The organism is Paraburkholderia hospita, assembly GCF_002902965.1.
Classification (GTDB): domain Bacteria; phylum Pseudomonadota; class Gammaproteobacteria; order Burkholderiales; family Burkholderiaceae; genus Paraburkholderia; species Paraburkholderia hospita.
Window position 1 is genome coordinate 709,806 of the sequence record NZ_CP026105.1, and the last position, 23,245, is coordinate 733,050.

General features: G+C 62.8%; 20 protein-coding genes. 11 read left to right on the top strand and 9 right to left on the bottom strand.

The annotated features are described in order from the left end of the window. Window positions 1–122: 122 nt before the first annotated feature. Complete coding sequence (locus C2L64_RS03120; RefSeq protein WP_007586271.1) at window positions 123–314, bottom strand: hypothetical protein; 192 nt, start codon at window positions 312–314, stop codon at window positions 123–125. A 401-nt stretch (window positions 315–715) separates the two neighbouring features. Then, window positions 716–1,291: a pseudouridine synthase gene (locus C2L64_RS03125; protein ID WP_007744841.1), complete on the bottom strand. Its 576-nt coding sequence runs from the start codon at window positions 1,289–1,291 to the stop codon at window positions 716–718. A 382-nt stretch (window positions 1,292–1,673) separates the two neighbouring features. Here C2L64_RS03125 and icd point away from each other — a divergent pair, with 382 nt between their 5' ends. From icd to C2L64_RS03140, 3 genes are all read left to right on the top strand, one after another. Further along, complete coding sequence (gene icd, locus C2L64_RS03130) at window positions 1,674–2,930, top strand: NADP-dependent isocitrate dehydrogenase (RefSeq protein ID WP_007586262.1); 1,257 nt, start codon at window positions 1,674–1,676, stop codon at window positions 2,928–2,930. Between the two features lie 155 nt (window positions 2,931–3,085). Continuing rightward, window positions 3,086–3,430, top strand: a complete 345-nt coding sequence (locus C2L64_RS03135) for a hypothetical protein (RefSeq protein WP_007586261.1) — start codon at window positions 3,086–3,088, stop codon at window positions 3,428–3,430. A gap of 137 nt (window positions 3,431–3,567) precedes the next feature. Then, a complete protein-coding gene (locus tag C2L64_RS03140) occupies window positions 3,568–5,193 on the top strand; it encodes a multicopper oxidase family protein (protein ID WP_090836082.1) in 1,626 nt (541 codons plus the stop codon). Between the two features lie 92 nt (window positions 5,194–5,285). Here the strand turns inward: C2L64_RS03140 and cspD are convergent, their stop codons facing one another. Then, the gene (gene cspD, locus C2L64_RS03145; RefSeq protein WP_007586257.1) at window positions 5,286–5,492 is read right to left on the bottom strand and encodes a cold shock domain-containing protein CspD; all 207 of its coding nucleotides are present in this window, start codon (window positions 5,490–5,492) and stop codon (window positions 5,286–5,288) included. 539 nt (window positions 5,493–6,031) lie between these two features. Here cspD and clpS point away from each other — a divergent pair. Both clpS and clpA read left to right on the top strand, forming a co-directional pair. Further along, window positions 6,032–6,346 (top strand): ATP-dependent Clp protease adapter ClpS, encoded by a 315-nt coding sequence (gene clpS, locus C2L64_RS03150; RefSeq protein ID WP_007586255.1) that lies wholly within the window; start codon window positions 6,032–6,034, stop codon window positions 6,344–6,346. Further along, window positions 6,343–8,643, top strand: a complete 2,301-nt coding sequence (gene clpA / locus C2L64_RS03155) for an ATP-dependent Clp protease ATP-binding subunit ClpA (RefSeq protein ID WP_007586253.1) — start codon at window positions 6,343–6,345, stop codon at window positions 8,641–8,643. The genes clpS and clpA overlap by 4 nt, the downstream gene beginning before the upstream one ends. A gap of 112 nt (window positions 8,644–8,755) precedes the next feature. Here clpA and dut read toward each other — a convergent pair whose 3' ends face one another. The 6 genes from dut to C2L64_RS03185 all read right to left on the bottom strand — a co-directional run bounded on the left by dut (window position 8,756) and on the right by C2L64_RS03185 (window position 16,195). Beyond that, window positions 8,756–9,202, bottom strand: coding sequence for a dUTP diphosphatase (gene dut, locus C2L64_RS03160; protein ID WP_090836115.1), 447 nt, complete (start codon window positions 9,200–9,202; stop codon window positions 8,756–8,758). A gap of 64 nt (window positions 9,203–9,266) precedes the next feature. Then, window positions 9,267–10,271, bottom strand: a complete 1,005-nt coding sequence (locus tag C2L64_RS03165) for an LLM class flavin-dependent oxidoreductase (protein ID WP_007586248.1) — start codon at window positions 10,269–10,271, stop codon at window positions 9,267–9,269. 85 nt (window positions 10,272–10,356) lie between these two features. Then, window positions 10,357–11,529: a bifunctional phosphopantothenoylcysteine decarboxylase/phosphopantothenate--cysteine ligase CoaBC gene (coaBC, locus tag C2L64_RS03170; RefSeq protein WP_407671758.1), complete on the bottom strand. Its 1,173-nt coding sequence runs from the start codon at window positions 11,527–11,529 to the stop codon at window positions 10,357–10,359. Between the two features lie 159 nt (window positions 11,530–11,688). Beyond that, a complete protein-coding gene (gene lspA, locus C2L64_RS03175) occupies window positions 11,689–12,189 on the bottom strand; it encodes a signal peptidase II (protein ID WP_090836084.1) in 501 nt (166 codons plus the stop codon). After that, a complete protein-coding gene (ileS, locus tag C2L64_RS03180) occupies window positions 12,189–15,026 on the bottom strand; it encodes an isoleucine--tRNA ligase (RefSeq protein ID WP_090836085.1) in 2,838 nt (945 codons plus the stop codon). Before ileS ends, lspA begins: the two co-directional genes overlap by 1 nt. 176 nt (window positions 15,027–15,202) lie before the next feature. Next, window positions 15,203–16,195, bottom strand: coding sequence for a bifunctional riboflavin kinase/FAD synthetase (locus C2L64_RS03185; RefSeq protein ID WP_007586242.1), 993 nt, complete (start codon window positions 16,193–16,195; stop codon window positions 15,203–15,205). Between the two features lie 118 nt (window positions 16,196–16,313). Between C2L64_RS03185 and purN the strand changes: the two genes are divergently transcribed. The 6 genes from purN to nadC all read left to right on the top strand — a co-directional run bounded on the left by purN (window position 16,314) and on the right by nadC (window position 23,226). Next, window positions 16,314–16,979 carry a phosphoribosylglycinamide formyltransferase gene (purN, locus tag C2L64_RS03190; RefSeq protein ID WP_007586241.1) on the top strand — a complete coding sequence of 222 codons (666 nt, stop codon included), beginning with the start codon at window positions 16,314–16,316 and terminating at the stop codon, window positions 16,977–16,979. Continuing rightward, entirely contained in the window at window positions 16,976–18,235 is a 1,260-nt protein-coding gene (locus C2L64_RS03195) for an RsmB/NOP family class I SAM-dependent RNA methyltransferase (RefSeq protein ID WP_007734599.1), read from the top strand. The genes purN and C2L64_RS03195 overlap by 4 nt, the downstream gene beginning before the upstream one ends. Before the next feature lie 82 nt (window positions 18,236–18,317). Continuing rightward, window positions 18,318–19,673, top strand: coding sequence for a mechanosensitive ion channel family protein (locus C2L64_RS03200; RefSeq protein WP_090836116.1), 1,356 nt, complete (start codon window positions 18,318–18,320; stop codon window positions 19,671–19,673). 206 nt (window positions 19,674–19,879) lie between these two features. Continuing rightward, on the top strand, window positions 19,880–21,076 hold the full coding sequence (locus C2L64_RS03205) for a DesA family fatty acid desaturase (RefSeq protein WP_007586235.1): 1,197 nt from the start codon (window positions 19,880–19,882) through the stop codon (window positions 21,074–21,076). 117 nt (window positions 21,077–21,193) lie between these two features. Then, complete coding sequence (gene nadA / locus C2L64_RS03210; RefSeq protein WP_090836117.1) at window positions 21,194–22,324, top strand: quinolinate synthase NadA; 1,131 nt, start codon at window positions 21,194–21,196, stop codon at window positions 22,322–22,324. Then, window positions 22,324–23,226 carry a carboxylating nicotinate-nucleotide diphosphorylase gene (gene nadC / locus C2L64_RS03215; RefSeq protein ID WP_090836086.1) on the top strand — a complete coding sequence of 301 codons (903 nt, stop codon included), beginning with the start codon at window positions 22,324–22,326 and terminating at the stop codon, window positions 23,224–23,226. Before nadA ends, nadC begins: the two co-directional genes overlap by 1 nt. Window positions 23,227–23,245: the final 19 nt, after the last annotated feature.

Genomic DNA, 23,245 nt, shown 5'->3' on the forward strand with positions numbered 1-23,245 from the left:
ATCCGCGCATGTTACGCGAGCGCGTCAAAAACAAAAAGGCAGAGAGCCTTGTGGCCATCTGCCTTTCAACGCCGTAAGAACGGCAAAACTGCTTGATTCTTGACTGCGTTATTGCAACAAACTTATTCCGATGCTGCCGAAGCTGCTGCCGGAGCTGCTGCCTTCTTGTGCGACTTCTTGTGCGAAACCTTCTTCGTTGCCTTGTGCGACGAAGCTGCTGCCGGAGCTGCCGGAGCTGCTTCCGGTGCCGAAGCTTGTGCGAATGCTGCCGTTGCGAAGAGACCAGCGACCAGAGCGGCGATCAGTTTGTTCATTTTGCGAATCCTCAGCTTTAGTTAATTAACCCAATGACCCGATTAGGTTGAGTCATGTCCTTAAACGTGCCGTCCACCTTTCGGTTGACATCCGCATCGAAGAAATTTTTCTTTGCGGCTGCGAGCGTTCAGACACCTTCTTACAGCTCGTTGGAGCGGCATGTGCAAAGGCTCTTGAGGCTGAATGCCGGACAGCTTTATCGGCATCTGCGTCGAGTAACGCATGAGCGCGCGACGCGGTTGACGAAAATTTTCAGGAAATTTTGTGAGTGTGATAACGCGTCGCAGATCGGTACTTTTTAGCGCATTTCGCGCGCATTTTTCAAATGACGCAATCGAATAGAAAACGCATGTCGATACAACGGCTTAGCGGAATATCGGCAGGTTTTTCGCGGGCGCATTCACGACGATGCGAAACCTTCCCAGGGCGCGCGCGAAGGTAGCTCGATGCATTCGCCAGGCGGCAATCCAAGCGAAAAAATATCGAGCGCGCCGACGCCGACCCGCACGAGACGCAACGTCGGAAAACCAACGGCCGCCGTCATGCGGCGCACCTGGCGATTTTTGCCTTCGGTGATCGACAGTTCGATCCATGTGGTGGGAATCGCCGCGCGATATCGAATGGGCGGCGTGCGGGCCCATAGCGCTTCGCCGGGTTCGACGAATTCCGCACGGCAGGGGCGCGTCACATAGTCGCCGAGATCGACGCCGCGCGCGAGCGCCTTCAGAACGTCGTCTGTCGGCGCGCCTTCCACTTGCGCCCAATAACGCTTCACGAGCTTGTGACGAGGCTCCGCGATGCGCGCCTGCAGTGCGCCGTCGTCGGTGAGCAGCAGTAGACCTTCGCTATCGGAGTCGAGGCGCCCTGCGGGGTAGATGCCGGGCATCTTTACCCAATCGGCCAGCGACGCGCGCGTTTCGTGCGCCGAAAACTGGCAGATCGTGCCGAAGGGTTTGTTGAGAGCGAGCAGAGTCATGCGTGAACGAGGCGAAGTGCGGATGCGTCAACCGCGGGATCGCAGCCATGGCGTCGAAGCGCGCTGCGAGTCTCGACGGCTGCGTCGGATAGCGAATGGCGAGATCTTAATGCATAATGCGTCAGAACAAGTCTTATATCTTATATAAGACATAAGACAGTGTGTTAACTCTCATGCAGTCCCGCCGGTGCGCTGGTATACGTGCACGACCCGAGCGCGGCCTTGTGCCGACGTGGGCTAGAATAGCCGCCTGGCCGCTTGCTGCATCGGTATCTGGCATCAGCACTCGAATCGGCGCTGCACCGCGTCGCGCGCAAGAGGGGCGCCCCGGTTTCGTATTTCCAACCTGTTCTCACAGTACGGCTATCACTGGAGTCCGATCATGGCGTATCAGCACATCACGGTTCCGGCTGACGGTGACAAGATCACTGTCAACGCGGATTTCTCGCTCAACGTTTCCGATCAGCCGATCATTCCGTACATCGAAGGCGACGGCACGGGCGTCGACATTACGCCCGTGATGATCAAGGTCGTCGATGCAGCCGTCGCAAAAGCCTACGGCGGCAAGAAGAAGATCCACTGGATGGAAATCTTCGCGGGCGAGAAGGCGACCAAAGTTTATGGTCCCGACGTGTGGCTGCCGGAAGAAACGATGCAGGTGGTGAAGGACTACATCGTGTCGATCAAAGGGCCGCTCACGACGCCCGTCGGCGGCGGCATCCGCTCGCTGAACGTCGCGCTGCGCCAGGAACTGGACCTCTATGTGTGCCTGCGCCCCGTGCAGTACTTCAAAGGCGTGCCGTCGCCGCTGCGCGAGCCGGAGAAGGTCAACATGGTGATCTTCCGCGAGAACTCGGAAGACATCTACGCGGGTATCGAATGGCCGGCGGGTTCGCCCGAGGCGAAGAAGGTCATCCAGTTCCTGCGCGAAGAAATGGGCGTGAAGAAGATCCGTTTCCCGGACTCGTCGGGTATCGGCGTGAAGCCGGTGTCGCGCGAAGGCACCGAGCGTCTGGTGCGCAAGGCGATCCAGTATGCGCTCGACCACGATCGCCGCACGGTCACGCTGGTGCACAAGGGCAACATCATGAAGTACACGGAAGGCGCATTCCGTGACTACGGCTATGCGCTCGCGCAAAAAGAGTTCGGCGCCGAGCTGATCGATGGCGGCCCGTGGATGAAGGTGAAGAATCCGAAGACGGGCAACGATGTCGTCGTGAAGGATGTGATCGCCGATGCGTTCCTTCAGCAGATCCTGCTGCGTCCCGCCGAATACGACGTGATCGCGACGCTGAACCTGAACGGCGACTACATCTCCGACGCGCTGGCCGCGCAGGTTGGCGGCATCGGCATTGCGCCGGGCGCGAACATGTCGGACTCCGTCGCGATGTTCGAAGCGACGCACGGCACGGCGCCGAAGTACGCGGGCAAGGACTATGTGAATCCGGGTTCGGAGATTCTTTCGGCGGAGATGATGCTGCGCCATCTGGGCTGGACGGAAGCGGCGGATGCGATTCTGAAGTCGATGGAAAAGTCGATTCTGTCGAAGCGTGTCACGTATGACTTCGCGCGCCTGATGGAAGGCGCGACGCAGGTGTCGTGCTCGGGCTTCGGTCAGGTGATGATCGACAACATGTGAGCGCGGCGTAGCGCTTTCATCTTCAACGAAACCCCGGCGCGCGACAGCAAACCGGGGTTTTGTTTTGAGCTTTCGTCATCTGCGCGGCAACGTGGCTGCGTTATGATCGGTTCACTCCCTTTGCATCTCGCGCTCGTTCGCATCGACAGACAGGCATGAAATCGTTGTGGCGCATTTTTATCGTGTTGACGTTCGCCTTGCTCGGCATGCAGGGCGCGTCGGCGTGCGAGCATCATCACGATGCCGCGCTGCAAGCGATGAGCATGCATACGAATGCGGTTCATCGCGACACGTCGACGAACACGAGCGATTCAAACTCGTCTTGCCACCGCACGCATTCTCTTTGCTGCATGACGGCGTGCGGCGCGCATTGCGGCGCACTGCTGTCGAACATCGGCGTGGCGGCGCGCATTGCGTCGTCGGATGTGCCGGGCGCCGATAGCGACCCCGCGCGCGCGAGCGTCACGCGCGCACCGCCGGTGCGTCCGCCGATCGTGTGACGGTTTCATGTCGGCGCTCATTCGAATGGCGCACAAGAAACCGATGCGTGACTGAATCCGTCACGCTCGCCTCCGTCACATGTTCAATGCGTTGCGTGCAACCGCGTTGCCGCGCCGCATCAGCAAGGAATCGATCCATGATCCGCAGGGATTTTCTCGCCCGCTCATTGAGCGTTGCCGTCGCGTCGCTCTTCGCGCGCAACGTCTTCGCGCAGCACTCGATGCACGGCATGTCCGGCATGACCGATATGGACGACATGCCTGGCATGTCGTCGACGCATGCCGCCAACTCGCACGCCGCCCACGCAACCCCGAAGCTCGCGCCTGAAACGGCGCTGCCCGCCGGCGCGCCGCTTGCCGCATTGCGCAAGCTCGCGAATGAGAGCAGCGAGGCTGGCGTCTTTCGCGCGACGCTCGTCGCGCAACCCGTGCGCCGCCAGTTGATGCCGGGACGTTCGACGTCGCTATGGCTGTACGGCGACGCCGCGCAAGGGCCGATCGTCGGTCCGCTCATCGACGTGCGCGAAGGCGACACCGTCGAAATCCGCTTCGTCAACCGTCTGCCGCAGCCGTCGACGATCCACTGGCACGGTCTGCCCGTGCCGCCCGATCAGGACGGCAATCCGATGAGCCCCGTTGCGCCGGGCGCGTCGCACGTCTACCGCTTCACGCTGCCGCCCGGCAGCGCCGGCACGTACTGGTATCACCCGCATCCGCACATGATGTCGGCGGAACAGGTGTTTCGCGGCCTGGCTGGGCCGATCGTCGTGCGCGCCGCTGACGATCCGCTCGCCGCGTTCCCCGAACGTCATCTGTTCTTCTCAGACCTGAAGCTGGCAAACGACGCGTCGATCGCGCCGAACGACATGATGGACTGGATGAACGGCCGCGAAGGGCAGTTCGTGCTGGTGAACGGCGCGCGCCGCCCGCGCATCGATGTCGCGCAGGACGAGCGCTGGCGTCTGTGGAATGGGTGTAATGCGCGCTATCTGAGACTGTCGCTGGGCGGTGAACATACCTTCACGCAAGTCGGCACCGATGGCGGGCTGCTCGACAAGCCACGCGACGGGCTGACGGAATTGATGCTCGCGCCGGGCGAGCGCGCCGAGATCATCGTGCGTGCAGGTGCGCAGGCGTCGGCGGCGATCCTCACCGCTGTCACATACGACCGCCGCAAGATGACGATGACAGAGGGTAAAAGCCTGCCCGCCGACCCCGCCAAACCGCTCGCCGACGTGCGCTTCGTGCCCGGCTCGCCGGGCGGCGCGGTGCGCGCCGTGCCGCCGACGCTGCGTCCAATCGCGCCGCTCCTGCCAGCCGCTGACAACGCCGCCGACAAAGCCCCGCAAAAATCCGTCGTTTTCACCGAAGCGATGGACATGACCGCCATGCACCGTCCTGGCGCGTCGATGTCGGCGCTGCCGCCTGGCATGCGGTTCTTGATCAACGGCGCGAGTTTCGATCCGTCGCGCGTCGCGCTCACCAGCCGGCGCGGCGAAGTCGAGGCGTGGTCGATCGAAAACCGCACCGACATGGATCATCCGTTCCATCTGCATGGCACGCAGTTTCAGGTGATCGGACGGGAGCGGGGCGGCGCCGGCACGCGCGAGCCGTTTCTCGCATGGCGGGATACCGTCAACGTGCAGCCCGGCGAGACGGTGCGCATCGCGACGGTGCAGCGCGACGCGGGCGAGCGGATGTTCCATTGCCACATACTGGAACACGAGGATCTCGGCATGATGGCAACCCTCAAGGTTGTCTGAATGCTGCCGTAGTTATCGATAGAGGCAGTGCACAGGCCAGAAACGAAAAAACCCGGCAGAAGCCGGGTTTTCAAGGCTGCGGATCGAACGTCTCAGGCTGCGGACTGAATGTTCGATGCCTGTTTACCCTTCGGGCCTTGAACGACCTCGAAGCTAACCTTTTGGCCTTCCTTGAGGGTCTTGAAACCGTTCATCTGGATAGCCGAAAAGTGTGCAAACAGATCCTCACCGCCTTCGTCGGGCGTAATGAATCCGAAACCTTTCGCGTCGTTGAACCACTTGACCGTACCAGTTGCCATACCAACTTCCCCTGTAACTCAAAAGCTGCCACGAGCCCTCGAAAAGCTCAACGACCACGGATTGCAGTCGTCCCTCCTCACAAGCTCACCAACGGCATTTTTTCGTATAAACGGCTTGTTGAAAAAAGTGCCAGCTTGATTGTTGAGTCTCTTTATTCGAGTGTCAAGAAAATTTTGAGACGCCCATTTCTTCGTTGTAAAGAACCAATTTCCAGGGTTTTTCCCGCTTTTCTTATGTGCGGTGGCGCAAGCGGCGCGTCTTGAAAAGTCGCATAATCGACTCACATGCAGTTCAGCGGTAAGAGGCAGTTTGCGGGTTGGCGTGTCATCAGCTTGCTGGCCCGGGTTGTGCGATACTCGATCCGACTGCAGTCATCAAGCTGCAACACGGATATACCGGAGGGCCGCTACCGCATGCGGCCCGGCGCAGGGCGCACCCGCGAGAGGCCGCTCCACAGGGCCGGAGGGAACAGATGTCCGGCCAGCCGGTCGGGTTTTGACAGGATTGCGGGCCTGTCCGAGTTGTTTAGAATGGGTGTATGGCGATTATCCCGGACAAGCAGGACAACACCGTACTGGAGCGGCAGGATCAAAAGCTGAAACCGCCCGCCATGTTCAAGGTGGTGTTGTTGAATGACGATTTCACGCCGATGGAATTCGTCGTGATGGTCGTGCAGGAATATTTCAATAAAGATCGTGAGACCGCAACGCAGATCATGTTGAAGGTCCATCGAGAGGGCAGGGGAGTTTGTGGGGTCTACACGCGGGACATCGCGTCGACCAAAGTCGAGCAAGTCGTTACCCACGCGCGGCAGGCAGGGCATCCGCTGCAGTGCGTGATGGAGGAAGCATGATTGCCCAGGAACTGGAAGTCAGCCTGCACATGGCGTTCATGGAAGCGCGCCAGGCGCGGCATGAGTTCATAACGGTCGAACATCTTTTGCTGGCGCTGTTGGACAACCCGACGGCGGCCGAAGTGCTGCGCGCGTGCGCGGCCAATATTGAAGACCTGCGTCAGAACCTGCGCAACTTCATTCACGACAACACGCCGACCGTTCCGGGCACCGACGACGTCGATACGCAGCCCACGCTGGGTTTCCAGCGTGTGATCCAGCGCGCGATCATGCACGTCCAGTCCACCTCGAACGGCAAGAAGGAAGTGACGGGCGCGAACGTGCTCGTGGCGATCTTCGGTGAGAAGGATTCGCACGCGGTGTATTACCTGCAGCAGCAGGGCGTGACGCGTCTGGACGTCGTCAATTTCATTTCGCATGGCATCGCGAAGACCAACAGCTCTGAAGCTGCGAAGTCGACCGACGCAAGTGCGGAATCGGACGAAGCCGCTGCGCAAAAAGAAACGCCGCTTGCGCAATTCACGCAGAACCTGAACCAGATGGCGAAGGACGGCCGGATCGATCCGTTGATCGGACGCGAGCCGGAAGTCGAGCGCGTCGTTCAGGTGCTGTGCCGTCGCCGCAAGAACAATCCGCTGCTGGTTGGTGAGGCCGGCGTCGGCAAGACGGCGATCGCCGAGGGGCTCGCATGGCGCATCACGCGCGGCGAAGTGCCTGACATTCTGGTGGATGCGCAGGTCTATTCGCTCGACATGGGTGCGTTGCTCGCTGGCACCAAGTATCGCGGCGATTTCGAACAGCGCCTGAAGACGGTTCTGAAGGAACTGAAGGAACGTCCGAACGCGATTCTGTTCATCGACGAAATTCATACGCTGATCGGCGCGGGCGCCGCATCGGGCGGCACGCTGGACGCGTCGAATCTGCTGAAGCCGGCGCTGTCGTCGGGCACGCTCAAGTGCATCGGCGCGACGACGTTCACGGAATTCCGCGGCATCTTCGAAAAAGACGCGGCATTGTCGCGTCGTTTCCAGAAGATCGACGTGACCGAGCCGACCGTCGAGCAGACGGTGGCGATCCTGCGCGGCCTGAAGTCGCGTTTCGAAGAGCACCATGGCGTGAAGTATTCGTCGGGTGCGCTGTCGGCAGCGGCTGAGTTGTCGGCGCGCTTCATCACGGATCGTCATTTGCCCGACAAGGCTATCGACGTGATCGACGAAGCGGGCGCGGCGCAACGCATCCTGCCGAAGTCGAAGCAGAAGAAGACGATCGGCAAGAGCGAGATCGAGGAAATCATCTCGAAGATCGCGCGCGTGCCGCCGCAAAGCGTGTCGCAGGACGATCGCAGCAAGCTGCAGACGCTCGACCGCGATTTGAAGGCCGTCGTGTTCGGTCAGGATCCCGCTATCGATGCGTTGTCCGCTTCGATCAAGATGGCGCGCGCAGGTCTCGGCAAGACGGACAAGCCGATCGGCGCGTTCCTGTTCTCCGGCCCGACGGGCGTCGGCAAGACGGAAGTCGCGCGGCAACTGGCGTTCACGCTGGGTATCGAGCTGATCCGCTTCGACATGTCGGAATACATGGAGCGTCACGCGGTGAGCCGTCTGATCGGCGCGCCGCCGGGATACGTCGGTTTCGACCAGGGTGGTCTGCTGACGGAAGCCGTGACGAAGAAGCCGCACTGCGTGCTGCTGCTCGACGAAATCGAGAAGGCGCATCCGGATATCTACAATGTGCTGCTGCAGGTGATGGACCACGGCACGCTGACGGATAACAACGGCCGCAAGGCGGACTTCCGCAACGTCATCATCATCATGACGACGAATGCGGGCGCCGAAGCGATGGGCAAGTCGGTGATCGGCTTTACGACACGCCGCGAGTCGGGCGACGAAATGGCCGACATCAAGCGCATGTTCACGCCGGAGTTCCGCAACCGTCTGGATGCGACGATCAGCTTCCGCTCGCTCGATGAAGAAATCATCATGCGCGTGGTCGACAAGTTCCTGATGCAACTGGAAGATCAACTGCATGAGAAGAAGGTCGACGCGCTCTTCACCGACGCGCTGCGCAAGCATCTCGCGAAGCACGGCTTCGATCCTCTGATGGGCGCGCGTCCGATGCAGCGTCTGATCCAGGACACGATCCGCCGCGCGCTGGCCGACGAACTGCTGTTCGGCAAGCTGATGAGTGGCGGCCGCGTGACGGTCGACGTCGATGCGGAAGACAAGGTCGCGCTGACGTTCGACGAAAACTCGACACCGCCGCGCAATCCGAATCCGGAAGCGGTGGAAGTCGACTAAGCGTCGAATTGTCCGAAGCAAAAAAGAACGGCGTGGGTTTCAGAACCCACGCCGTTTTTATTTGCTACGCGTCGCGAATGTCGAACGTGACAGACGAAACCTGAGCAACGCCTCAGTGCTTGCCAGTGCTGCCGAACCCGCCCTCACCACGATCGCTCGTCTCGAACTCATCGACGATATTGAACGTCGCCTGCACGACGGGCACGATCACCAGTTGCGCGAGGCGTTCCATCGGATTCAGCGTGAACGTGGTCGTGCCGCGGTTCCACGTCGAGATCATCAACTGGCCCTGGTAGTCCGAGTCGATCAGGCCGACCAGGTTGCCGAGCACGATGCCGTGCTTGTGGCCCATGCCCGAGCGCGGCAGGATCAGCGCTGCATAGCCGGGATCGGCGACGTGGATCGCGAGGCCGGTCGGCACGAGCGCCGTTTGACCGGGTTCGAGCGTCAGCGGCGCGTCGAGGCACGCGCGCAGGTCGAGACCCGCGCTGCCCGTCGTGGCGTAGGCGGGAAGTTGTTCGCGCATGCGCGGGTCGAGAATCTTCAGGTCGAGTTTCATGCAGTTCAGTGAGAGGTTGAGGAAGTGGCGGCGCGCGTCATGGCGACGGACCGCCGTGATCGATTCATGACTTGCCGAGTTCAAATGCGTCGGCAAGCAGTTCATACGAGCGCAGCCGCGCGCGATAGCTGCCCGTGACCGAGAGCACGATCAGTTCATCGGCATCGAACTGTTCCTGCAATGCGTGCAGCCGTTCCGTGACGGACTCCGGCGTGCCGACGATGCTGCGCGGCTTTTCCCGGTCGATGATCAGCTGCTCGCGCTCGCCGTATTCCTGCGCGAGCCCTTGTGCGATGGAAGGGACTCGCTCGTTCAGTCCATAGGCCATCTGCACGCGGCGCAGATCGACGGCTTTTTCGAGGTCCGCGGCTTCCTGTTCCGTGTCCGCGCAGATCACAAATACAGCGGCTGCGAGATACGGCTTCTGCTCGTTGCCCGGCTTGAAGCGCTCGCGATACGCGTGTGCGACAGCATGCCCGAAGTGCGCATTGATGAAATGCGCGAATGAAAAGCGGATGCCCAGTTGCGCGGCCAGCATGCCGCCGAAATCGCTGGAGCCAAGCACCCACAATTGCGGGCGAGTTTCCACTTGCGGCTGCAGCAGCACGCCGTGCGCGAGATGATCGGACGGCAGCGTGCCGCTCATCAGCGCGACGAGATCGGCGACCTGCTGCGGAAACAGTTCGCCGCGATTGTAGTCGCCCGCTGCGACTGCCTGCGCGGTGCGCATGTCACCGCCCGGCGCGCGCCCGACGCCCAGATCGACGCGGTTCGGAAACAGCGCTTCGAGCATCAGGAATTGCTCGGCGACCTTGAACGGGCTGTAGTACGGCAGCATGATGCCGCCCGAGCCGATGCGGATGCGCCTGGTCACGCTGCCGAGGCGAGCGAGCATCACTTCCGGGCACGGGTTCGACACGCCGTACAGCCCGTGATGTTCGGCGCACCAGTAGCGCGTGTAGCCGAGGTCGTCGGCGAGTTGCGCGAGTTCGACCGTCGCGGCGATCGCGTCGGCCACGGTATGCCCGTCGATCACGGGTGTCTGGTCGAGGACGGAGAGCAGGGTCATGACAGCACCATGGCGTTAGCTGAAAGATTGCATTCGAGCGTGGTGATTCACTGTGGCGAAGCGCGCGGCAAGCAGCGCGACGCGCTCAACCGATCACGCTCGCATCCGGCAGGCGCTTTGCGATTTCCGCAATCAGCGCGCGCGCGAGCGTCTGCTTGTCCGCGCGCGGAAGCTTCGTCGTGCCGGCGGCTTCGAACAGCACGACTTCGTTGTCGTCGAGCCCGAACGTCTGCGGGCCGAGGTTGCCGATCAGCAGCGGCACTTTCTTGCGTTTGCGCTTCTCTTCGCCGTGCACGTCGAGATCGCCGCTTTCCGCTGCGAAGCCGACGCAGAACGGCGGATGCGGCATCTTCGCGACGGAAGCCAGAATGTCCGGATTTTCGACGAACGCGAACGACGGAATCGCGTGATCGGCTGTCTTCTTGATCTTGTGCTCGGCGATGTGATCGACGCGCCAGTCGGCGACGGCCGCCACGCCGATGAAGATGTCGTATTCGGTCACTGCGCGCATCACGGCGTCGTGCATCTGCTGCGCCGTCTGCACGTCCTCGCGGTAGACGCCCCACGGCGTGTCCAGACCGACCGGGCCCGCGACGAGGTGCACATCCGCGCCGGCTTGCTGCGCCGCGCGCGCAAGCGCGAAGCCCATCTTGCCGCTCGAACGGTTCGTGATGCCGCGCACGGGATCGAGCGGCTCGAAGGTCGGGCCTGCTGTCAGCAGCACGCGGCGGCCGGCCAGCACCTTCGGCGTGAAGAACGAGGCGATCGCCTCATAGACGGCTTCCGGTTCGAGCATGCGCCCGTCGCCGACTTCGCCGCACGCCTGCGCGCCCGAGTCAGGACCGAGCAGTTCGATGCCGTCTGCGCGCAACTGCGCGACGTTGCGCTGCGTCGCCGGGTTCATCCACATCTGGCGGTTCATGGCGGGCACGACGAGCAGCGGACAGTCGCGCGCAATGCACAGCGTCGACAGCAGGTCGTCGCACAGGCCGTGCGCGAGCTTGGCGAGGAAATCGGTGGAGGCGGGGGCGATCACGATCGCGTCGGCTTCGCGCGACAGATCGATATGCGGCATGTTGTTCGCGATGCGTGCGTCCCACTGGCTCGTGTAGACCGGACGGCCGGAGAGCGCCTGCATCGTGACGGGGGTGATGAACTGCGTCGCTGCTTCCGTCATCGCGATCTGGACGGTCGCGCCCGCCTTGACCAGCAGACGCGTGAGTTCAGCGATCTTGTAGCAGGCGATCCCGCCTGTCATGCCGAGGACGATGTGTTTTCCGGCGAGTTCTGTGGCCAACTGATGCCTCCGACAAGACGTGATGGCCGGCGCATCGGTGAAGCGCGCCGGCTTCGTACTGCAAGACTGCGTGAGCGGCGTATGCGGCCATCACCGCGCCGCACACCGCCCGTTGTTATGTCAGCGCGCGCCGCGCACGCGCCGCAGTTCGTCGAACACCAGCAGCGCCGCGCCGATCGTGATCGCGCTGTCCGCGAGGTTGAACGCCGGCCAGTGCCACGTGCCGACATGGAAATCGAGGAAGTCGATCACGTGCCCGTACATAAGGCGATCGATCACGTTGCCGATCGCGCCGCCCATGATCAGCGCGAGCGCCGCGCAGAACAGCCGCTGCGTGCCGTGGCGCTTGAGCAGATAGCAGATCAGCAGTGCCGCCGCGACGCCGAGCGCCGTGAATGCCCAGCGCTGCCAGCCACCCGCCATCGCGAGAAAGCTGAACGCTGCGCCGCGGTTGTAGACGAGCACGAGGTTGAAGAATGGCGTAACGGCATGCGACGAGCCGTACGCGAACACCTTCGCCACCGCGATCTTCGTCAACTGGTCGAACAGGATCACGATCACCGCGACGCCCAGCCACGGTGCGAGCGATCCGCCCGCCGGTTTCGACAGCGTTCTGGACATTATGCCGCGCTCCTCGTTTCGCCGTTGCCGAACAGATTGCTGATACAGCGGCCGCAGAGCGTGGGATGCTCGGCGTTTTCGCCGACTTCCTTGCGATAGTGCCAGCAGCGTTCGCACTTCAGATACTTCGAGGTGATCACGTCGACGCCTTCTTCCGCTTCGCTGTCGACCTTCACGACCGTCGCGCCCGACGTGATCAGCACGAACTTCAGGTCGGCGCCGAGGCTCGCGAGCGCATCATGACGCGCGCCGCTCGCGCGGATTTCGACTTCCGCCTGCAGCGACGAACCGATCTGGTTCGCGACGCGGGCTTCTTCCAGCGCCTTCGTCACGTCACTGCGCACCGCGCGCAGAAGCGTCCACTTGTCGAGCAGCGTCGATGCGTCCGGCACTTCCGGATAAGCGTGGTACGTCTCCGTGAAGATCGTCTCGCTTTGCGGCTGGAACACCTTCCACGCTTCCTCGGCCGTGAACGACATGAACGGCGCCATCAGCCGCAGCAGGCCGTGCGCGATGTGATACAGCGCGGTCTGCGCCGAGCGGCGCGCGTTCGAATCGGGCGCCGTCGTGTACAGGCGGTCCTTCAGCACGTCGAGGTAGAAGCCGCCCAGGTCTTCCGAGCAGAACGTCTGCAGCTTCGCAACGACCGGGTGGAACTCGTACTTGTCGTAGTTCGACAGGATGTCCGCTTGCAGGTTGGCGGTGAGCGCGACCGCATAACGGTCGATCTCCAGCCACTCGCTGACGGGGCGCGCGTGCTTCTCGAAGTCGAAGTCCGACAGGTTGGCGAGCAGGAAGCGCAGCGTGTTGCGGATGCGTCGATAGCTTTCCGTCACGCGCTTCAGGATCTCTTCGGAGATCGCCAGTTCGCCCGAATAATCGGTCGATGCGATCCACAGACGGATGATTTCCGCGCCCAGACGGTTCGCGACTTCATGCGGATCGATACCGTTGCCGAGCGACTTCGACATCTTGCGGCCTTCGCCGTCGACGGTGAAGCCGTGCGTGAGCAGCGCGTTGTACGGCGGACGGCCATCGAGCATCGACGCCGTCAGCAGCGACGAGTGGAACCAGCCGCGATGCTGGTCCGAGCCTTCGAGGTACAGGTCGGCCGGGAACTGCAGCTGGTCCTTGTGCGAGCCGCGCAGCACGTGCCAGTGCGTCGTGCCCGAATCGAACCACACGTCGAGCGTGTCGCGGTTCTTTTCGTACATGTTCGCGTCGTCGCCGATCAGCTCGCGCGGATCGAGCGTTTGCCAGGCTTCGATTCCCGACACTTCGACGCGCTTCGCGACTTCTTCGAGCAGTTCGAGCGTGCGCGGATGCAGTTCACCTGTTTCCTTGTGCACGAAGAACGCCATCGGCACGCCCCATTGACGCTGACGCGACAGCGTCCAGTCGGGACGGTTCGCGATCATCGCGAACAGGCGCTGCTTGCCCCACGACGGATAGAACGCCGTCGCTTCGATGCCTTCGAGCGCCGTTTCGCGCAGCGTCTTGTCGGTGTCGTTCGGCTTGATGTCCATGCCGGCGAACCACTGCGACGTGGCGCGATAGATGATCGGCGTCTTGTGGCGCCAGCAGTGCATGTAGCTGTGCAGGTACTTTTCGGTGCGCAGCAGCGCGTCCGCTTCGTCGAGCGCTTCGACGATCTTCGGGTTCGCGTCCCAGATCGACAGGCCGCCGAACAGCGCGAGCGATTCGATATAGCGGCCATCGCCCATCACCGGGCTGATGATGTCCGAGTCGGCCATGCCGTGCGACTTGCACGAAATAAAGTCTTCGACGCCGTACGCGGGCGACGAGTGCACGATGCCCGTACCCGTTTCCGTCGTCACGTAGTCGCCGAGATAGATGGGCGCCGTGCGCTTGTACGACGGATGCGCGGACGCGAGCGGATGCGTGAAGCGCAGGTTCGCGAGCTTCGCGCCCAGCGCCGTCGCGACGACGTTGCCTTCGACACCATACGACTTCAGGCAGTCTTCGACGCGCTCCTCAGCGAGGATCAGCAGGCCGCGCGGCGTATCGACGAGCGCGTACACGATCTCCGGGTGCACGTTGAGTGCCTGGTTCGCGGGGATCGTCCACGGCGTGGTTGTCCAGATCACGATGCCGCCTTCGTTGCGCGGCAGCGACGCGAGGCCGAACGCCTGTGCCGTCTTTTCGGGCTCGGCGAACGTGAACAGCACGTCGATGGTCGGGTCGGTCTTGTCCTTGTACTCGACTTCCGCTTCCGCCAGCGCCGAGCCGCAGTCGAAGCACCAGTTCACCGGCTTCAGGCCGCGGAATACGTAGCCCTTTTCGATGATCTTCGCGAGTGCGCGGATTTCGCCCGCTTCGTTCGCGAAGTTCATCGTCTTGTATGGGTTATCCCAGTCGCCGAGCACGCCCAGACGGCGGAAGCCCGCTTTCTGCTTCTCGATCTGTTCGGTCGCGTAGGCGCGCGCCTTCTGCATCACTTCGGCGGCGGGCAGCGACTTGCCGAACTGCTTTTCGATCTGGATTTCGATCGGCATGCCGTGACAGTCCCAGCCGGGCACGTAGACGGCGTCGAAGCCCGCCAGGTTGCGCGCCTTGACGATCATGTCCTTCAGGATCTTGTTCACCGCGTGGCCGAGGTGGATGTCGCCGTTCGCATACGGCGGGCCGTCGTGCAGGATGAACTTCTTGCGGCCTTTGGAGGCGGCGCGGATCTGCTCGTAGATCTTGCGCTCCTGCCAGTCCTTCACCCATTGCGGCTCGCGCTTGGGCAGATCGCCGCGCATCGGGAAGGGCGTGTCCAGCAGGTTGACGGGATATCGGGCCTGCGGTTTCGAATCGGCTTTCTTGTTGCTCATGGTGAGGTAGCGGTGAATACGGTGTTAGGGCGCGGCATGCGCGAGGACCTGAGTGGCGCCGTGCGGCGCCCTGCGTCGCGCACGACGCGGGCCGTTGCACATGCTGCGTGCGGCGCCCGTCGATGCGCGGCGGACGGTACGTGGTTCGCGCAAGCGCTGCGCACGTACCGCGACGGTCATCTAATTCGATCGGTGGCCGACGTGGCGAAACCAGTGGAACGGCTGCCCGGCGCGTCACCGATTGCCTCGAACCATGCGCGGGCGTTCGTGACGTCGCGCGCGATCGCGGCCGTCAGCGTTTCGAGATCGACGAATTTTTCTTCGTCGCGCAGCTTCTTCAGAAACTCGACGCGCACGAGCTTGCCGTACGCGTCGCCATGCCAGTCGAGCAGATGCACTTCGAGCAATACGCGGCCGGAGTCGTCGACGGTGGGGCGCAAGCCGAGGCTCGCGACGCCCGGCAGCGGCTCGTCTGCGATGCCATGCACGCGCACGATGAAAATGCCCGACAGCGCGGGACGCTTGTGCGCGATGGGCAGATTCAGCGTGGGAAAACCGAGGTCGCGGCCGAGCTTCAGCCCGTGCACGACGTGGCCGCTGATCAGATAGTCGCGGCCGAGCGCGGCGCGTGCCGAATCGAGGTCGCCCGCGATCAGCGACGTGCGCACGCCGGAGCTGGAGATGCGCGCACCGGACGGATCGGCGACGGTCGCCATCTGCTCGACTTCGAAGCCGTATTGCTCGCCCGCCGCCTTCAGCGACGCGAAATCGCCAGCGCGCTTCGCGCCGTAGCGGAAGTCGTCGCCGATCATCACCCAGCGCGCATGCAGGCCGTTGACGATGATGCGTTCGACGAACGTATCCGGCGACTGGCTTGCGAACGTGTGATTGAAATGCTCGACGACCACGCGATCGACGCCGTTCATGCGCAGCGCTTCGAGCTTGTCGCGCAGCATCGCGATGCGCGGCGGCGCGCTGGCGGGATTGAAGAACTCGCGCGGATGCGGCTCGAAGGTCATCACGCAGACGGGCAGGCCGCGCGCGTCAGCGGCCGCGCGGACGCGGGCGAGCAACGCCTGATGCCCGCGGTGGACACCGTCGAAGTTGCCGATGGTCAGTGCGCACGGCGCACGGCTCTCGGCATTGGGAAGACCGCGGAAGACTCTCACGATAGAGATGAAGGATTTGAGCGGGCCAGATGCCGCAAAACAATCGATTATAAACGCACAGGGCGCCAGACGGCGCCGGCGCGCGGATTGTGGCCTGGCCGAATGATAAAATCCGCAAATGAAAAATCTCGTCATTCTGATTTCCGGACGGGGCAGCAACATGGAGGCCATCGTCAGCGCATGCGCGAACGAAGGCTGGCCGGCGCGTATCGCCGCCGTGATTGCCAACCGTCCTGATGCCGCGGGGCTTGAATTCGCGGCGTCGCAAGGTATTGCCACAAAGGTCGTCGACCACCGCCAGTTTCCCGACCGCGACAGCTTCGACGCCGCGCTCGCGCGCGAAATCGACGGCTTCGCGCCCGATCTCGTCGTGCTCGCCGGCTTCATGCGCGTGCTGACCGACGCATTCGTCGATCGTTACGCGGGGCGCATGATCAACGTGCACCCGTCGCTGCTGCCGAGCTTTCCGGGCCTCAAGACGCACCAGCAGGCGCTCGACGCCGGCGTGCGGCTGCACGGCGCATCGGTGCATTTCGTCACGCCGACGCTCGATCACGGGCCGATCGTGCTGCAGTCGGCCGTGCCCGTGCTGGCGGGCGACGATGCCGCGACGCTCGCCGCGCGCGTGCTCGAAACCGAACATGTTATTTATCCGCGCGCAGTGCGCTGGTTCGTCGAAGGGCGTATTGCCGTCGACGGCCTGCGCGTCACCGTGACGCCACCCGAGCCTCAATGGCTCTTCCTTGATACAACAAGCCAGAACACCGCCGGGGAGGGCGAATGAAACTGCATGGATTTTTGATTGGACAAACCGAGACGCTGCTCGCCGAGGTTCTTAAGTTCACCGGCCCCGCCGATGCCGCGACCAGCCGCTTTTTCCGCGCGCATTCGAAGCTCGGCCACGGCGAGCGCGGCGTGATCGCGGAAGCGGTGTTCGCGGTGCTGCGTCGCCGGATGGAGTTTGCGCATCTGGCGGAAGGCGGCACGGGCAGTCCTACCCGGCGCCTTACGCTGCTCGGATTGATGCAGACGGCGGGCCGCACGGCATTGAAGCCGTTCATGTCGGATGCGGAGAACGCGTGGCTCGAGCACGTGGCGAAGATCGATCCGCAGAGCTTGCCGCTGCGCATCCGCCTGAATCTGCCTGACTGGATCTATCAGGCGCTCAGCACGCGCTTCGAAGCCGAAGAACTCGCGCACCTGGCCGCCTCGTTGAACTACCCGGCGCCGCTCGATCTGCGCGCAAACCCGATCAAGGCGAGCCGCGACGAAGTGCTGTCCGCGCTGTCGAAGGCGGGCATCGAGGCGGGCGCGACGCCGTTCGCGCCGTTCGGCGTCCGCGTGGTCGGCAAGCCGCCGCTCACCAAGCTCGACGCGTTCCAGGACGGCTGGCTCGAAGTGCAGGACGAGGGCAGCCAGCTGCTGTGCTCGCTGGTCGCGCCCAAGCGCGGCGAGATGATCGTCGACTTCTGCGCGGGCGCGGGCGGCAAGACGCTGGCGCTCGGCGCGATGATGCGCTCGACGGGCCGTCTCTATGCCTTCGACATCTCCGACCGGCGCCTCGCGAAGCTCAAGCCGCGCCTCGCGCGCAGCGGGCTGTCGAACGTGAACCCGGTGCTGATCGACAGCGAACACGACGCGAAGATCAAGCGGCTCGCTGGCAAGATCGATCGCGTGCTGGTCGATGCGCCGTGCAGCGGCCTCGGCACACTGCGCCGCAATCCCGATCTGAAATGGCGCCAGTCGCCGGAATCGATCGCCGAACTGACGCCGAAGCAGCTGTCCATCCTGACGAGCGCGGCGCGTCTCGTGAAGAAGGGCGGCCGCCTCGTCTACGCGACGTGCAGTATCCTCGATGCGGAAAACGAAGGTGTCGTGCAGCAGTTTCTCGCCGATCACCCGGATTTCGCGCTCGTGCCCGCGCGCGACGTGCTCGCCGAGCAGCGCATCGAGCTGGAAATGGGCGATTACCTGTCGCTCTGGCCGCATCGTCATGCGACGGACGGCTTCTTCGCGGCCGTGCTGGAACGCCGCGGCTAAGGCCTGCCACGCGAACGGCCGGGCTTGACCCGGTCTGGCCGGCGCGCGCTGTGTGAGCGCCGCGCCGGCCGCTGGAAACATCATGCAAAACCATCTCTTCTTCCACATGCTGGGCGACGTCGTGCGCGACTTCGGCCAGCCTGTCATTTTGTGGCAGGTCGGCGTGCTGCTCGGCACGCTCGCACTCGCGTATCTGCTCGCGCGACTCATGCGCCGCGCGCTCGATGCGAAGCGCGAAACCCGTTACGGCGCGCTGCGTTTCGGCGCCGAGGCGCTCAACCGCGCGCTCTTTCCGCTGCTGGGCGGCGTGCTCGTGTGGATCGCGCGGGCCATCGCCGGGCAGTTCATCCATACGTCGCTGCTCGATCTCGCGCTGGTGCCGCTGTTCGGCATCGGGCTGATCTACATCGTGTTCTATCTCGCGCGGCGCGTGTTCGGCCGCGACGACAGCGCGCACACGTGGCTGTCGCTGGTCGAAAAGGTCGTGTCGCTGATCGTCTGGGTCGGCATGGTGCTGACCGTGATGGGCATCCAGAACGACGTGCTCAAGTGGATGGCGAGCGTGCAGTTCAGGATCGCCAACACGCATGTGACGCTGTTGTCGCTGCTGTCGGGGCTGCTGTGGGTCTGTGTGACGATGATCGTCGCGATGTGGCTCGGCGCGGCGCTCGAAGACCGGCTGATGCGCTCGGGCGCGCTCGACGCGAACCTGAAAGTGGTGCTGTCGCGCGTTGGCCGGGCGCTGCTGATACTCGGGGCAGTCCTGATCAGCCTGTCGCTGGTCGGCATCGACATCACGGTGCTCGGTGTGTTCGGCGGTGCGCTCGGCGTGGGCCTTGGTTTCGGTCTGCAGAAGATCGCGAGCAACTACGTGTCCGGCTTCATCATCCTGATCGACCGGTCGCTGCGCATTGGCGACACGATCAACGTGAGCGGCCTGCAAGGCATGGTCACGCAGATCCGGACGCGCTATACGGTGGTGCGCGGGCTCGACGGGATCGAAACGCTGGTTCCGAACGAAAAGCTGATCACCGACGTCGTGCAGAACCAATCGTCATACCTGACGCGCGGCAACGCGAAGGCGACGCTCCAGATCTCGTATTCGACCGATGTCGAAAAGGCGATGGCGCTGCTCGTCGAGGCCACCCACGGTGTCGACCGCGTGCTGCAGGAACCGGCGCCGACGCCTTATCTGGCGGGCTTCGGGCCGGACGGCATCAATCTCGAACTCGGCTACTGGATTCAGGACGCAGCGACGGGCACGTCCGCCGTGCGCTCGAACGTGAATCGCAACATCTGGCGGCTCTTTTCGGAGAACGGCATCGCGATCCCGTATGCGCAACGCGAAGTGCGCATCGTCGCCGGCTCCAGCGACATCATGTCGCAGGCGGTAACAATGACCGGGCACATCGCGAACGAATCGGGCAGTGCCGCCTGAAACGGGTCTTTGCGGGGGGCATTCAGCCGGATTTCGCCCCTTTTTCAACGGCAACCGGTTGATGCAGCACAACAATTTCCTTATTTGTTACAGATACTTGGAACCGTTCGCGTAGAATATCGTCGTAAATAACTCGTTGCTTTCACTTTCTTGACATCCGCCGTTGTATCCTTCTGCGAATGTCTTCCGTTCCTAGGTAAATGGCCTTGTTGAATTCCTTGCTTGATTTCCTTGCCCACGGCGCACTGCGTTTCTCGTGGTGGCAAATCGTGTTGTGGACGCTCGCCGTCACGCACGTCACGATCATTGGCGTCACTGTCTATCTGCACCGCTGCCAGGCGCACCGTGCGCTGGACCTGCATCCCGTTGCGGCCCACTTTTTCCGCTTCTGGCTGTGGATGACCACGGGCATGCTTACTGGTCAGTGGGCTGCGATTCACCGCAAGCACCACGCGAAGTGCGAGACGGAAGAAGATCCGCACAGCCCGCAGACGCGCGGCATCTGGAAGGTGCTGCTCGAAGGCGCGGAGCTGTATCGCACCGAAGCGAAGAACGAAGAAACGATGCGCAAGTTCAGCCACGGCACGCCGAATGACTGGATCGAGCGCAACGTCTACACGAAGTACCCGATCCTCGGCGTGAGCATCATGATGGTCGTCGACGTCGCGCTGTTCGGCATCGTCGGTCTGAGCGTGTGGGCCGTGCAGATGATCTGGATCCCGTTCTGGGCAGCGGGCGTCGTCAACGGTCTCGGACACTTCTGGGGTTATCGCAACTTCAACTCCGCGGATGCGAGCACGAACCTGATTCCGTGGGGCATCATCATCGGCGGTGAAGAGCTGCACAACAATCACCACACGTATGCGACGTCCGCGAAGCTGTCGAACAAGTGGTACGAGTTCGATATCGGCTGGATGTATATCCGCATCATGTCGGCGTTCCGTCTTGCCAAGGTGAAGAAGATCGCACCGACGCCGCGTCTGACCACGGGCAAGCTCGTGCTGGATCAGGACACGCTGCAAGCCGTGCTCGCGAACCGCTATGAAGTGATGGCGACCTACGCGAAGGCGATCAAGCGCGCTTACCGTCAGGAATTGGCGCATCTGAAGGAAGTGGGCGCGCGTGAAAAGTATCAAGTTATGCGCGGCGCCCGTGGCTGGTTCCACAAGGAAGAGGCGGGTCTGGACGAGCCGCAGCGTCGCCAGTTGCCGCAGATTTTCGCTAACAGCCAGAAATTGCGCACGTACATCGAACTGCGCAATGAACTCGCCGCAATGTGGGAGCGTTCGAACGCATCGCGCGAACAACTGCTGGTGCAATTGCAAGATTGGTGTCATCGCGCTGAACAAAGCGGCATCAAGGCCCTGCAGGAATTTGCGATGCGCCTGCGGCGCTACGCCTGATACGCGACGAAATCTATTAAACTTTCGTTACGTCACAAAACCCCGCGTTGGCGGGGTTTTTCTTTTTGGGCCGCCGAAATGGCTGTCGGCGGCGGAATCAGCAGGGCAGAGGAGATCATGAATCAGGCGATCAGGAGCGTCGAGTACGACCGTCCGCAAGGCGCGGCCTGCGGTGTGGGACAGGCTTGGGCGAAGGTGCCCGACGCACCGTCGACGCAGGAACGGCTCGCGCTGAAGGAGCGTATTCGCGGCTTGCTCAAGCGTGAAAAGGCGGTGCTCGTCGCGCACTACTACGTCGATCCGGAACTGCAGGAACTCGCGGATGAGACGGGCGGTTGCGTGGCCGATTCGCTTGAAATGGCGCGCTTCGGACGCGATCACGACGCGCAGACGCTGGTCGTTGCCGGCGTGCGATTCATGGGCGAAACCGCGAAGATTCTCAGCCCGAACAAGCGCATTCTGATGCCCGATCTGGACGCAACCTGTTCGCTCGATCTCGGCTGTCCTGTCGACGAATTTTCCGCTTTCTGCGATGCGCATCCGGACCGCACTGTCGTCGTCTACGCGAATACGAGTGCGGCGGTGAAAGCGCGAGCCGACTGGATGGTGACGTCGTCGATCGGGCTGGAAATCGTTGCTGATCTTCACGCTCGCGGCGAAAAGATCATCTGGGCGCCGGACCGTCACCTGGGCAGCTATATCCAGAAGAAGACAGGCGCCGACATGCTGCTGTGGCAAGGCTCGTGTCTGGTCCATGACGAATTCAAGGGCGTCGAGCTCGATCTGCTGCGCGCCGAATATCCGGACGCGAAAGTGCTCGTGCATCCGGAGTCGCCGGAAAGCGTGGTTGCACTGGCGGATGTGGTCGGCTCGACGACTCAACTGATCGACGCCGCGAAGAACAGCAACGCGACGCACTTCATTGTCGCGACGGACCTCGGCATCCTGCACAAGATGCGGCTCGCGGCGCCTGGCAAGACCTTCATCGAAGCGCCCACGGCCGGCAACAGCGCGACGTGCAAGAGCTGCGCGCATTGTCCGTGGATGGCGATGAACGGCTTGCGTAATCTCGCGGATGTGCTGGAGCGCGGCCACAACGAAATCTTTGTCGACCCGTCGCTCGGCGAGCGCGCGCGTTTGCCGATCGACCGGATGCTCGATTTCGCCGCGCGTCACAAGAAGCGCGTGCAGACGAGCGGCGATCTCGCGCGCGATACGGCGCTGTTCTCTAACGTTGGAGCCGCTTGATGGGCGCGAATGACCAACAGGAGATGAAGGACGCGGTATCGCCGCTCTTCGCGGAAATCGAGGCGCAGTACGGCGAAGCGTTTGCTGCCGCGATCGCGCGCAATGTCAGCGATGCGCTTGAGGAAGATGTCGGCAGCGGCGACTTGACGGGCCTGCTCGTTCCCGCTGACGAAATGCGCGACGCGCGCATCATCGTGCGCGAGGCGGCTGTGCTGTGCGGTGTGCCGTGGTTCAACGAAGTGATGCGCCGCGTCGATCCACGCATCGACGTGCAATGGCGCTATCGCGAGGGCGACAGCATGGCGGCAGATTCCGTGGTGTGCACGCTGCGCGGCCCGGCGCGCTCGCTGCTGACGGCTGAACGCAACGGCCTCAATTTTCTGCAGATGCTGTCCGGCGTGGCGAGCGCGACGCGCAAGTTCGCCAATGCGATCGCGCATACTCGTGCACACGTGCTCGATACGCGCAAGACGCTGCCCGGTCTGCGTCTCGCGCAGAAGTACGCGGTGCGCGTGGGCGGCGGCGCAAACCAGCGTCTCGCGCTCTACGACGGCATTCTGATCAAGGAGAATCACATCGCGGCGGCGGGCGGCGTCGGCGCGGCGATGCAGGCGGCGCTCGCACTGAATGCGGGTGTGTCGATCCAGATCGAAGTCGAAACGCTGGAACAACTGGAATCCGCGCTCGCACACGGCGCGCAGTCGATTCTGCTCGACAACTTCTCGTTCGACATGATGCGCGACGCCGTGCGGATCACGGCAGGTCGCGCGGTGCTCGAAGTGTCCGGTGGTGTGAACTTCGACACGGTCCGGCAGATTGCGGAGACGGGCGTCGATCGCGTGTCTGTCGGTTCGTTGACCAAGGACGTGCGGGCAACGGATTTCTCGATGCGCATCGTTTGATACGCCGCAGTTAAACGAC